At 73.0% G+C, this 12,122-nt stretch carries 10 protein-coding genes; 8 read left to right on the top strand and 2 right to left on the bottom strand.

The window, feature by feature from the left end; translation table 11 throughout:
• Positions 1-187 precede the first annotated feature (187 nt).
• From VKA29_RS34305 to VKA29_RS34275, 7 genes are all read left to right on the top strand, one after another.
• The gene (locus VKA29_RS34305; RefSeq protein WP_324789956.1) at positions 188-1,843 is read left to right on the top strand and encodes a serine/threonine-protein kinase; all 1,656 of its coding nucleotides are present in this window, start codon (positions 188-190) and stop codon (positions 1,841-1,843) included.
• Complete coding sequence (locus VKA29_RS34300) at positions 1,840-2,793, top strand: hypothetical protein (protein WP_324789955.1); 954 nt, start codon at positions 1,840-1,842, stop codon at positions 2,791-2,793. Before VKA29_RS34305 ends, VKA29_RS34300 begins: the two co-directional genes overlap by 4 nt.
• A gap of 147 nt (positions 2,794-2,940) precedes the next feature.
• Positions 2,941-3,588 (top strand): RNA polymerase sigma factor, encoded by a 648-nt coding sequence (locus tag VKA29_RS34295; RefSeq protein ID WP_324789954.1) that lies wholly within the window; start codon positions 2,941-2,943, stop codon positions 3,586-3,588.
• Positions 3,585-4,721, top strand: a complete 1,137-nt coding sequence (locus VKA29_RS34290) for a CU044_5270 family protein (protein ID WP_324789953.1) — start codon at positions 3,585-3,587, stop codon at positions 4,719-4,721. Before VKA29_RS34295 ends, VKA29_RS34290 begins: the two co-directional genes overlap by 4 nt.
• A gap of 121 nt (positions 4,722-4,842) precedes the next feature.
• On the top strand, positions 4,843-5,427 hold the full coding sequence (locus VKA29_RS34285; RefSeq protein WP_324789952.1) for a TerD family protein: 585 nt from the start codon (positions 4,843-4,845) through the stop codon (positions 5,425-5,427).
• 19 nt (positions 5,428-5,446) lie between these two features.
• The gene (locus tag VKA29_RS34280) at positions 5,447-6,490 is read left to right on the top strand and encodes a hypothetical protein (RefSeq protein ID WP_324789951.1); all 1,044 of its coding nucleotides are present in this window, start codon (positions 5,447-5,449) and stop codon (positions 6,488-6,490) included.
• A gap of 680 nt (positions 6,491-7,170) precedes the next feature.
• Positions 7,171-7,545: a hypothetical protein gene (locus tag VKA29_RS34275; protein WP_324789950.1), complete on the top strand. Its 375-nt coding sequence runs from the start codon at positions 7,171-7,173 to the stop codon at positions 7,543-7,545.
• A gap of 379 nt (positions 7,546-7,924) precedes the next feature.
• Here the strand turns inward: VKA29_RS34275 and VKA29_RS34270 are convergent, their stop codons facing one another.
• Together VKA29_RS34270 and VKA29_RS34265 are read right to left on the bottom strand one after the other, a co-directional pair.
• Complete coding sequence (locus tag VKA29_RS34270) at positions 7,925-8,800, bottom strand: alpha/beta hydrolase (protein ID WP_324789949.1); 876 nt, start codon at positions 8,798-8,800, stop codon at positions 7,925-7,927.
• A 172-nt stretch (positions 8,801-8,972) separates the two neighbouring features.
• Positions 8,973-10,238, bottom strand: coding sequence for a hypothetical protein (locus VKA29_RS34265; RefSeq protein WP_324789948.1), 1,266 nt, complete (start codon positions 10,236-10,238; stop codon positions 8,973-8,975).
• A gap of 395 nt (positions 10,239-10,633) precedes the next feature.
• On the opposite strand from VKA29_RS34265, the gene VKA29_RS34260 reads away from it, so the two are divergent.
• Positions 10,634-12,115 (top strand): FG-GAP repeat protein, encoded by a 1,482-nt coding sequence (locus VKA29_RS34260; protein WP_324789947.1) that lies wholly within the window; start codon positions 10,634-10,636, stop codon positions 12,113-12,115.
• The last annotated feature ends 7 nt before the right edge of the window (positions 12,116-12,122 follow it).

Raw genomic sequence — 12,122 nt, 5'->3', positions numbered from 1 at the left:
TGTCGGGGCTCCCGCTCTCCCGCGCCCACGGCGTGCGGGGCGGGAGCCCTTCCGCGTGCGGTACGCAGCCGCCGGCACGGGCGTTCCCGGCCGCGCGTCTTCCTGTCACACTGCAACCGCGGTGGCCGAAAACGTGTCTCCGCATGCGTGCCGCCGCGGGACGGAGCGACGGCTTCGGGGGGTCGGAATGAGTACATGGGCGGTGCCCGGATACACCGAGTCGCTGGAACTCGGGGCGGGGGCGAGCGGGCGGGTCGTGCTGGCCGTGCACGAGGAGACCGGCATCCCGGTCGCGGTGAAGTACCTCAGTGACTCGCTGCGCACCCGGCCGGGCTTCGTGCACGACTTCCGGGCGGAGGCGCGGCTGCTCGCCGGGCTGGAGAGCCCGCACGTCACCGGCCTGTACGAGTACGTCGAGAGCCCGGACGGCGCGGCCATCGTGATGGAGCTGGTGGACGGCGTCTCGCTGCGCACCCTGCTGAAGCGGAACGCCCCCCTGGAACCCGAGGCCGCGCTGCTGGTCCTCAAGGGGTCGCTGCTCGGCCTGGCCGACGCGCACCGTCTCGGCGTCGTGCACCGCGACTACAAGCCCGAGAACGTGCTGGTCGCCCCGGACGGCACCTCCAAGCTCGTCGACTTCGGCATCGCGGCGGACGCCGGCACCAGCGCCGGCGCGGCCGGCACCCCCTCCTACATGGCGCCGGAACAGTGGACCGGCGCGCCCGCGTCCCCGGCCGCCGACGTGTACGCGGCCACCGCCACGTTCTTCGAGTGCCTGACCGGCCGCAAGCCGTACAGCGGCGGCAACCTCGCCGAACTCGCGCTGCAGCACGTCGACGCGCCGGTCCCCGCCGACGAGGTCCCCGAGCCGGTACGGGACCTGGTGCGGCGCGGACTGGCCAAGGACCCGGAGGAACGGCCCACCCACGCCGAGCTGTTCGTCACGGAGCTGGAGTCGGCCGCCGGCGCCGCCTACGGGCCCGACTGGGAGGAACGCGGCCGCGGCCGGCTCGCCGCGCTGGTGGCCCTGCTGCCGCTGCTGCTGCCGTCGGCCCGCGTCCGCCCGCACACCACCAAGGCCACCGCCCGCACGGTGCTCGGCGGTGAGGCGGCCCGGGGCGGGGCACGGTCGTGGCTGCCCGGCCGGCCGGGGATGCTGGTGTCCGGCGCGGCCCTGGTGCTCGGCGCCGTGCTGGCCTACGGCCTCCAGCCACAGCCGGGAGCGGCCCCGCAACAGGCGGCGAAGGCCCTGGCCACCACCAGCGCGGGGCCCGGCGCGACGGCCACCGGATCCGCCACCGCGAGCGCCTCGGCCTCCGCGTCGGCGTCTCCGACGTCCACGGAGTCGCCGGGACCGTCGCCCTCGGACACGGCGGCGACCGCGACCGCCACCGCCACCGACGGGCCCACCGCTTCCGCGACCGCGGGTCCGGACGGGGAGACGAAGGCGCCCGGCGGGGCGACCGCCGGGGCCACGCCGACCACCGCGGCCCCCACCTCGGCCGGTCCCGTCTCCCCCGCGGTCAAGGACGTCGCGGTGTCGGGCTTCCGGCAGACCGGACCGGCCACCGCCACGGCGACCGTCGACGTCACCACGGACGGCACGGGACCGGTCTCCATCACCGTCGTGTGGTTCGCGGGCAACGTCCCCGGATCGCTCGGCGCCCCCGACGGCGCGCCCCAGACGTTCAAGCGCAGCGGCGCCACGCACTACACGATCAGCGTCGACCACACCTTCCAGAACTCCGGCTGCTACTGGGCGGTGCAGGGCACCACCACGCCGTCCTCCGCGGACGGCGGCGCATCCCAGCAGCTGCTGACCAGACAATGCGAGCTCCGATGACCGCCGACAGCGACCGCGCGCCCACGCCCGCCGGGGACGGCGAGCCCACCCGGGCACTGGGCCCCGCCGACCCCGAGTACAGCGCCACCGTGCTCTCCAGCCAGTGGATCCAGCGGCCCGAGCCGGACGACGCCACCCTGCTCGCACCCGAGCCGGACGACGCCACCCTGCTCGCACCCGAGCCGGACGACGTCACCCTCGTCGTGCCGCCCGGGGACGCGGACGTCACGGTCGTCGTGCCGCCCGGGGACGCGGACGTCACGGTCGTCGTGCCGCCCGGGGACGCGGACGTCACGGTCGTCGCGCCGCCCGGGGACGCGGACCAGACGGTCGTCGTACCGCCCGGGGACGCGGACCAGACGGTCGTCGCGCCGTCCACGGACAAGGACGAGACCGTCGTCGCGCCGCCCGCAGGCGTCGCCGCGTCGACGGACGTACCGGACCGCACCGAGGGCACCGTGCTCCGCTTCGGCCCGGGGGTGACCGCGGCCGTCGCGCACCGCACCAGCGTGACCCTGGCCGCCGTACCGCCGTCGCCCCCCGCACCCCCGCGCCGCCGCCACCGGCTGCGCCGGCACGCCCTGCCCGCGCTGGTGCTGCTGTGCGTCCTCGCCTTCCTCGCCTGGCAGCGGCTCGGCCCCTCCGTCGCGGTGCGCACGGTCGAGGTCACGTCCCGGCCGGCGGCGGTCGGATGCGACGCCACCGCGGACGTCGTCGGCGTCGTCACCACCGACGGCCGTGCGGGCAGCCTCTCCTACCGCTGGACCCGCAGCGACGGAACCGCCTCGGGCATCCTGCGCGAGCAGGTCGCCCGAGGGCAGCGGCAGGCCCGGCTGCACCTGCTGTGGAGCTTCCAGGGCACGGGCCGCTACACGGCACGGGCCGAACTGCACCTCCTGACCCCGGCCAAGCGCACCGTCGCGACCAGCCTCACGTACGACTGCCGGTGAGGGCCGCCACCTCGGCCGCGCGGAGCCGCTCGGCCGAGGTCCGCGCCGCTGTCCAGGTCGATGTCCGCGCCGGTGTCCGGTCGATGCCAGCGCCGGTGTGGCGCAGGTCACGGGAAGTCGGCCGAGGGGGCCGGACAGCTCATTGAGGTGAGCACTCATCTGCGAACCCGGGTCCGGGCCGGGGAATCGAGCGCGTTCGCCGAGCTGTTCGACAGCTACGCCCGCGCGGTCTACAACCATGCCTTCCGGCTGACCGCCGACTGGTCGGCGGCCGAGGACGTGATGGCCGCGACCTTCATGGAGGCGTGGCGGCTGCGCGACCGGGTCGATGCCGAGGGCGGCTCCCTGCGGCCCTGGCTGCTGGGCATCGCCACCAACACAGCGCGCAACCAGTACCGCAGCAACCGCCGTTACCGGGCGGCGGCCAACGCCGCCGCGGCGGCCGAACTGTCGGTGCCCGACCACGCCGACGAGGTGGCGGGCCGGGTCGACGACCGGCGCCGGCTCGCGACGGCCCTCACCGCGCTGGCCGCCCTGCGCCGGCCGGAACGCGAGGTCATCGCGCTCTGCCTGGGCGAGGGCCTGGACTACGAGGCCGCCGCGACAGCGCTCGGCATCCCGGTCGGCACGGTCGCCTCCCGGCTCTCCAGGGCCCGCAGGAAACTGCGCGCGCTCGCGGAGGGCCCCGCCTCTCGCGAGAAATCTCCCGCGAGACGGGAAGCCGGCCACGCCGGCAGACAGACAAGAGGAGACCACCCACACACCAGGCGGCCCGCGCAGGAAGGAAACCGATGAACGCGAACACGTCCCGGCACGAACCGGCCGAGGGGGACCAGGAAGCACAGCTCCTGTCCTGGACGGCGCGTGATCTGCCGACGGGCCGTCACCAGTTCCACAAGGAGCGCCTGATGGCCCAGATCCACGACATGCGGCAGCGGGAGCAGCACGAGCAGCACGAGCAGCGGGAGCAGCGGGATCGCCGTACGGCACCGGCGGCGCCCGGGAAGCGACGCCGGCTCCGGCTGCCGCGCCCGGCGATCGCCCTGCCCGCCCTCGCGGCGGCCCTGGCGGGCACGGTCGTCGCCGGGATCGCCGTGCAGGGCGGCGGCGGGGGAACCCGCGACGGCGGCGTGGCCACCGGCCCGGCCCTGACCACCCAGGTCGGCGTGGCCGCCGCGGGCGCGCCCCAGCTGCTCGACCAGATCTCACTCGCGGCGGCCGACGCCTCCCACCCGAAGGTCGGTCCCGGCCAGTACGTCTACATCGAGTCCCGCATGGCCGACACCTTCCTCAAGACCGTCAACGACAAGACCTCCCTGGCCAGCCACGCCCTGCACCGCCGCCAGGTGTGGATGTCGCCGGACGGCACCAAGGGCTGGCTGATCGACCCCGCGGTCAACGACAGCCCCGAGGGCGAGACGCTGAGCCTGCCCGACGAGCAGGGCAACACCCCGAAGGCGGGCCTGAACAGCCCGTCGTACGACTACCTCACCAAGCTGCCCGCCGATCCCGACAAACTGCTGGCGAAGATCTACAAGGAGACCGAGGGCCTCGGCAACACCCCCGACCAGGAGGCGTTCACCACCATCGGCGACCTGCTCGGCGAGAGCTATCCCCCGGCGGACCTCTACCCCGCCCTCTTCAAGGCGGCCGCCAAGATCCCCGGTGTCGTCGTCGTGCGGGACGCGGTCGACGCGGTGGGCCGGCACGGGGTGGCGGTGGCCCGCCTCGACGAGACCAGCGGCCAGCGCGAGGAATGGATCTTCAACCCGAAGACCTACGTCTTCCTCGGCGAACGCACGGTCCAGGTCCGCAAGGGCACCGGCGTGGACGCCCTGATCAAGCCGGGCACGGTCATGTTCACCAGCGCCGTCATCACCAGGTCCGTCGTCGACGGCATCAAGCAGACCCCGGCGGCCGACGGCTGATCCCTCCGCGCGCCCGGCACTGTGACGTGCGGCCACCTTCCTGTGCCGGGCCCCTGGGGAACCGCCGAGGGCCCGGGCACACTCTGCATGGTGGTAGACGTCTGAAGGGGATGGCCGAAAAATGATTACGCTCACCAAGGAAGACGGTCCGGCGGACCTGGACGGAGTGACCCATCTGTCCATCGGCGTGTCCTGGGATCCGACGGCCGGCACCAGCGGCGGCGTGCTGGGCAAGTTGCGCCGCAAGCAGGGCACCGACCTGGACCTGATCGCAATCGCCATGCAGGGCACGGACCCGGTACGCCTCGCGGGCCTGGACTCGCTGAACCCCATGGGCAACGGTTCGCTGGTCCACAGCGGCGACGACCAGACGGGGCACGGGGACGGGGACGACGAGACGGTGACCGTCGAGTTCGCCAAGATACCGCCGCAGATCACGTCGATCGTGTTCGTCGCCGCCGCGTTCAAGCGGGGCAGTTCCTTCCAGAAGGCGCGCAACATCAGTTTCAAGGTCTACGACGCGACGGGGGGAAGCTCGCAGCAGGTCGCCGACATCTGGCCCAGCCTGCTCAGCCAGGACAACGGCTGTGCCGTGGCCAAGGCCGTGCGGCAGGGCGCCGGCTGGAAACTCGAAGTCGTCAACGTGACCGGGAAGATCAAGCAGGGCGACGAACACTCCCTGATGCGCTTCGCCGTCAGCAAGTAGTGGGCGGACGGGGGCCGGAGTGAGCGAGGCCCTGTATGCCGAGCGCTCGTGGAACCCGCTCCGGCGGCCCGTGGAGCTGACCGAGGAGGGGCTGCGCAGGGGCGGCAGGCTCACGCCGCCGGCCGAGCTGAACCTCGGTGCCATGGCCGAGGCGTTCCAGCGCGGGCGCTGGCTCGGCGGCGGCGGTGCGGAACGCCCGCTGGAGCGGTTGCCCGAGGGGACCGGGTTCGTCCCGGTGACCCGGGTGACCGGCACGGCCACGCCGGTGCGGGTCCGGCAGGCCGCCCGGTTCGCCCGCGCGCTGGGCGAGTTGGCGGTACGCCGGTGCGGTGGGCCGGAACGGGTGGCCGCGCTGGCCGACCGGGCGCGCGCCGAGGGCGTACCGCTGTGGATGGCGAGGCGGTCCGCGCCGGGGCCCGCCGGACCGGTCACGGTCGTCGTGGACCGGCGTCTGGTGCGGGTCGACGTGTGGGGGCCCGGCGCTCCCGTCGTACGGATCCGGGCGCCGCACGGGTTCCACCGCGACTCCGCCCAGCCGGACCGGGGCCTGCGGTTGACCGTCGGCGAGGTGACCGCGCAACTCGGCCTCAGGAAGAAGCTGCGCAGGTCCAGGAGTTCGGTGGAGGTACGCCTGCCCGGACGACCGGGACAGCCCGGCGGGCGCTGGATGCTGCGACGGGAGAACGCGGTGAGCTCACGGCTGCTGCGCGACGACCGGAGAGTCGCCTTGCTGATGTGCCCACCGCGTCGACCCGCACGCCGGCCGGGCGAGCTGCTGCTGCCGCCGGCTCCCGTCCGCTACGAGAGCGCCGACCCGCTGGACGCCGTGATGGCGCAGGTCTTCTCCGTCGCCTTCGGCCTCGGCGACGCGACGGGCCTGGCGCGGTTCAGCTCCGAGCAGCGGGACGGCGGCGACGAGGGCTGGGACCTCCCCTGGTTCAGCAACCTCGGCAACGGCGGCGACGACAACGAATCCGGAGCCGCCGACGGCTGGGGCTCGGACGGCGGCGACGGCGGTGACGGCGGCAGTGACGGTGGTGGCGGCGACGGTGGCGGCGACTAGCCGGTGAGCTGAGCGACGGCCTCGGCGCGGGCGGCTCGGCGAGATCACGTCGAGGGGCCCTGGTGCCCGTACGGCACCAGGGCCCCGAAGGAAATACAACACCATCCGTCGGCTCTCTACTGCTCTGCCGACCTTCTCTTTTCCGCTACCCGGCCCAGCAGGGCGGAGCGGGGGATCGCAGCTGCGTGACCGGGGACCACCATCCATTCCGGGGTCTTGCGGTACCCGGACCGAGTGCTTCTCGGCGCTTCTCGGACCGGGCGATCCTGATGGCGTCTGTTCCTCCGTTCCTTTCCGAACCAACCACTGTGTGAACCGGTACTGCTGTCGGCAGCTCCTTGACGTGCGAGCCGCCCAGTGCGGCTCTCAGTCCCGTCACCGTCCTGAGAACACCTTGGCTCCGAGGCTCGAGAGCCGCACTGACCTGCGTGTTTCGTACTCCGTCACCCGGCAGTTCGTGTCTGTCGGGTCTCGTTCGACCGTGTCTACGAGAAGAAGCGTACCCACAGTGGAGCCAAAAATCTACTTCGGCAAAGGCAGTTTTCACCCTTCCGGCGGAGGAAGAACCCTGCCGCGATGGCTCCTCGCCGTTCCGCGGAAGCCGTCTCCGGCCGCACATGCGACCGCTTCGGCCCCGAGGGCGGTTCCGGGTGCGGGCGGGCCGCATAAGCTCTGCTGTCATGTCGAACCCTGATGAGCTGCTTGTCGCCATCTCCGCCGCGGTGGAGTCCGAGCGAAGCAATCAGATGTCGCTGACCGTGGTCGTCGGCGGCGCCGTCATCACCGGCCGGCTGGCTCCCGAGGCCGTGTGGCGGGAGCGGGTGGCGGAGGTGCTGAAGGACTCCGAACGTCTCGGCCCGTTCTCGAACGTCTTCACCCGCGGCCAAGGAGGAGGCCGGTCAGGCCGCGCTGAGGCGCCCACGCACCTGCACTTCCATCTCGCCCGGATCCTCCAGGGAACCCTCGGCATCCCTGAGACGGGTGGCATGTACCGGGTCGCGATCAAGGACGTCAGCGCATGGACCGTGGGCGATCTCAGCTACTCCGACCGCTGAGACGCCGTTCAGCCGTCCCCGGGGCCAGGCAGGCGGCCACCCCGGGCCGCCTGTCTCCCCGGCGACGGGCGCGCCCCGGGGGCGCCGCCGCCGGCCGTGACCGGTCCGGGCAGGTGTCCCGGGCCGTCTCCGGGTCGGTCCGGGGGAGAGTGCCAGGGGCGCTGACCACGTCGGGACACGCGTCCGTCGGTGACGGCCGACGGCAACCGGGCCGCGACCTACGGTCCGAGTGGACCTGGACTGAGAAGTCCGAGTGGACCTGAACCGAGAAGAGGGCGGCGGCTGTCACGCTGGGCACGCCGTCGCCCCGTGCGGCGACGGCGTGCCGAGGGCCGAGCGCCGGGGGGCCGATCGCCGGGACGGCGTCCGTGCCGCTGCGTCACCGGACGTGGGCCAGCAAGGTGCGCAGGACGGCGTCGGAGTGCGTCCAGAGCAGGGATCCCGCGGCGGCCGGAAGCAGGTGCCGGGTCGCCTTCGGGATCGTCCGGGCGAGCGACTCACCCAGATCCGGGGAGTGGACCGGGCTGGTGTCCTGCTGCCCGTACCAGAGGTCGACCGGGACGGTGATGTCGGCGGGGTCGAACGGCCAGCGGCCCATCGCCAGGACGGTGTCACGGGCGTAGCCGGCGGGGCCCTGCCCGAACGCCTCGTCCATCGCGCGCCGGAAGGCGGGCTGGAAGACCGGGTCGGTGTAGACCGTCCGGTCCGCCTCGGGGCTCGTCATGATGATCAGGTCCCACAGCGCGTCGGCGCTGCCGAAATCGGCGAAGGAAACCTCGGCGGCGGCAGGGTCGGCCGCGACGGCGTCCACCAGGCCCCGCACCTGCGGGTCCAGCGAGTGCGCGAAGCGGGGATGGGCGAGTTCGTCGCTCCCGGACACCACCGCCACCGCGCTCACCAGACCGTGTGCCGCCAGGGCGAGGGCGAACGGCGCCCCCTGCGAGAAGCCCACCACCGACGGCGCGTGCAGGCCTCGCTCCTGGACGAAGTGCCGGATGTCGGTCGCCCAGCCGGTCAGGGTCCGGCCGGGGGCCGGGTCGGAGGCGCCGAGGCCGGGCCGGTCCAGGCTGACGAGCCGGACGCCTTCCGCGTCGACGGCGGCGCCGCCGAAGGCGAGCCGCCTGCTGGTGGCCGCCCCCGGGCACAGCAGCACCGGGGTGCCGTCGGCCGGCCCCCATTCCGCCCAGCCCAGGAGCCGACCGTCCGGCAGCCCGGTCTGTCCGAGCCGCGCTGGTTCCCGTACGCCGTAGTCCATGATCCGTATTGTCGCGTGCCCGTCTTTCCGCCGCCGTCCAATTTTTTCGCCGGCCGCGGTGGCGAGGGGAGCGGCCTGCGGGGCCGGGCGAGGGGCTTCCGGCATCCCGGCCCGGCCCGGCCCCGCGGCGGTCATGGCGTGCGGTCCCCGAGCCGGGCCCGCGGGCCGGGTGTCAGGGGCAGCTGGGCTGGTTGACGCCGTAGACGATGCGTTTGCCGAGCCCTGGCCACTCGGTGACCGTCCACAACTGGCGGTTCGACCTCATCACGTACAGGTCCTGGAGCCCGACGCCGCCCTGCTGGTACGTGGGCTGCTGGTTGGGCCGGTCCGTCACCAGCCAGCCGAGGTTGTCCTCGCCCCGGCTGCTGTCGAAGTAGTAGCAGCGGCGCGTGGCGGCGGCCGGGTCCAGGTACGAGACGGCTCCCTGCACGTTGGTGACCGGTTGCCGGTAGACCTCCTGCGCGTGGATGGTCCGGTCGGCGGTCCGGGACGTGATGTCGCTCGTCCGCCACCGCGCGAGCCGCGAGTTGCACCACACCAGGGTCCCGCCCCGGCGCTCGCTGCAGTACTCACCCGTGATGAACTGCCAGCTGGACGCGGACCGGTCCAGGGCGACGTAGTCGTAGCAGGCGCGATTGCCCCTGTTGCAGGCATGGGGGGACACCCCTCCTGTCCCCGAGGACCACAGACCGACCTCCGGCAGCACGAACCGGCTGCCCGGAGCCCTCTGGTCGTCGGTCCGGCCCAGGTCGAGGATGTTCCGGGTGTCGAACACGAACAGGCCCCTGCGCGGATCCGCGACGTAGAGGAAGTTCTCGTGCCAGACGATGCCGCCCGCGTGCGTCGGCAACGACCTGAACTGGGTCTGGCCGGGCATGAGTTGCACCAGCTCCACGTGCACGTAGCGTGCGGGGGACCCTGGGACGAGGAAGCTGACCCGGGAGCGGGTGGGCGTGCTCTGGTTCGGTGCGTGTCCGTACCACGAGTTGAGGAGGACCCGACGGCCGTCGACCGTCCCCCCGGCGTGCGCGTCCTCGCTGCCGCTCATGCCCTGCGGGGTCCAGGTGGACGATGCGGAGTCCACGCTGTCGAAGCAGTACCAGTCGGCTGCCGCGACCGCGTTGCGCAGTGCTCCGAGCGAGCTGTTGGCCGCGGAGCACTTCCGAGTGGCGATGTGGTCGAGGTTGCTGGTGTTGCTGATCAGCTGACCCGGCGTGAGCCGCGGGTACGGCAACGCGGGGATGTTCGAGGCGCGGGGGTCCGGATCCCACGTCAGGTGGAAGTCCGGTACGGACGCGGGATCCGACACCATCGGCCGGGGCGCGGGGACCGGTGCGGCGGCCGGCCCGGGGGACTGCGTGTGCGCGCCGGCCGGTCCGGCGCAGAAGACGAGGGCCAGGGCGGCGACAGCCACCCGGCCCAGCAAGGGGGGAATCACGAGAACTCCTTCTCCACGTCGCGGCCTTCGTGGCTGCGAAGCATTGCCCGTCACCGCACCCCATGGAACGACCACGCCGAGAGGACGGACGTGCGTGAGTACGGCGCGTGATCTGTCGGAGAGAGTTTTGACAGGTGGCCAGTACTTCTTGACGTGTGTCGCGAACTTTCACCCGGAAACAGCAGTCGCAGCACCCCGCACCGGCCTCGCACCGGCCTCGCACCGGCCTCGCACCGGCACCCGCACCGGCCCCGCAGCGGTGGGGCGCAGGGCGCCCTCACCGGAGGCGTCGGCCGCCGTCTACAACCATCGACACCAGCGGTTGGTCAGACCCACGCAAGGAGATCTTGCGACAAAAGGATCACCGACGTTTCACGTGGCAAGAGAGAAGACCGATGGCACGTACACGCTCCGCGGCGGTTGCCGCTGCTTCGTTCCTGCTCATGGCCGGTGCCGGTCTGATGCACGCACCCTCCGTGTTCGCCGCCGGCTCCACCTCCGGTGCCGCCGCGAGCGACTTCGACGGTGACGGGTACTCCGATGTGCTGATCGGCGCGCCGAGCGGCATCGCCGGCGGTGTCAAGGGCGCGGGTTACGTCACGGTCCAGTACGGCAGTGCGTACGGCATCGGCACCGCGGCCACCACGCCCAAGGGCCGTACCGCCGTCTTCAGCCAGGCCACCGCGGGTGTCCCGGGAAAGGCGGAATCCGGTGACGCCTTCGGGGCTTCGGTGGTCACCGGTGACGTCAATGGCGACGGTTACGACGACGCCGTCATCGGGGCGCCGGGTGAGGACACCGGTGCGCTGCGCAACGCGGGCCGGGTGACCGTGCTGTACGGCTCCGCGCGGGGGTTGCGCGCCGTCGGGAGTGTCTCCGTCGCCCCGGCGGCCCCGTACGCCGAGGCCCGTTTCGGGCTGGCCCTGGCCACTGCCCGCCTGGCCGGCTCCGCTCCGGGCGAGGCCCTCGTCGCCGCGGACCGTCGCGGCGCGGACGTGCTCGCGTACGAGGCGGGAACGCTGAGGAGCAAGAGCCGCCTCGACACCACCGGTGCCGTGCAGGGCGACGCCATCGAGCCGAAGTCCCTGACCACCGGTGACTACGACGGCGACGGCGACGACGACCTGGTCGTGTCCGGCCGCAGCCTGGAGGAGGACGGCGGCGGGCGCTCCGCGGTGTACGCGAGCGGAACCGGAGGGCTGACGTACGTACGGGACCTCGGCGGCGGCCCCGCCACCGCGTCCGGGGACATCGACAACGACGGTTACGACGATTTCGTCTACGGGTCGCCGGACAGCCCCGATGACCAGGGCGAGCCCCTGACCGGAGGCGTGGTGGGCGTCTACTTCGGCGGTGAGGACGGGGTGAAGGGCGTCGACGAGCTTGGCACCGTGGCGCAGGCCTGGGCCCAGTACAGTCCCGGGGTGCCGGGCACGGCCGAACTCGGTGACGGTTTCGGGTCCGCCGTTTCCGTCGCCGACGTCGACGGGGACGGCTACGACGACCTGGCGGTGGGCGCGCCGGGGGAGGACGTCGGCGGCGTCAAGGACGCGGGTGCGGTCTGGATCCTGCGCGGGTCGGCTTCCGGAGTGACCGCAGGCAGGGCGATGTCGTTGACGCAGAACTCCGCGGGCGTACCGGGCACGGCGGAGCGAGCGGACCGCTGGGGCGGGCAGGTCCGGCTCGTGGACACGAACCACGACGGCCGTCGCGAGCTGCTGGCCTCCGCCCCGGGAGAGAACGGTTCCGAGGGAGCGGTCTGGGTGTTCCGCGCCCTCGCGTCCGGGATCGTGACCACGGGCGCCCGTTCGTACGGGGCCGGGGTGCTCGGGGCTTCGCCGACCGGCGCCCGGTTCGGTGCCGCGATCAGCGAGTAGGAGGCCG

It is taken from the genome of Streptomyces sp. H51 (assembly GCF_035656535.1).
Lineage (GTDB): Bacteria > Actinomycetota > Actinomycetes > Streptomycetales > Streptomycetaceae > Streptomyces.
Note: the sequence above shows the minus strand (reverse complement) of the source record. Positions and strands in the feature narration are given on the sequence as shown.

Excerpts from the sequence above, each read along its gene's own strand:
- VKA29_RS34275 (WP_324789950.1), top strand. The coding sequence starts at position 7,171 with ATGTCGAACCCTGATGAGCTGCTTGTCGCCATCTCCGCCGCGGTGGAG.
- VKA29_RS34290 (WP_324789953.1), top strand. The coding sequence starts at position 3,585 with ATGAACGCGAACACGTCCCGGCACGAACCGGCCGAGGGGGACCAGGAA.
- VKA29_RS34260 (WP_324789947.1), top strand. The coding sequence starts at position 10,634 with ATGGCACGTACACGCTCCGCGGCGGTTGCCGCTGCTTCGTTCCTGCTC.
- VKA29_RS34285 (WP_324789952.1), top strand. The coding sequence starts at position 4,843 with ATGATTACGCTCACCAAGGAAGACGGTCCGGCGGACCTGGACGGAGTG.
- VKA29_RS34270 (WP_324789949.1), bottom strand. The coding sequence starts at position 8,800 with ATGGACTACGGCGTACGGGAACCAGCGCGGCTCGGACAGACCGGGCTG.
- VKA29_RS34305 (WP_324789956.1), top strand. The coding sequence starts at position 188 with ATGAGTACATGGGCGGTGCCCGGATACACCGAGTCGCTGGAACTCGGG.
- VKA29_RS34300 (WP_324789955.1), top strand. The coding sequence starts at position 1,840 with ATGACCGCCGACAGCGACCGCGCGCCCACGCCCGCCGGGGACGGCGAG.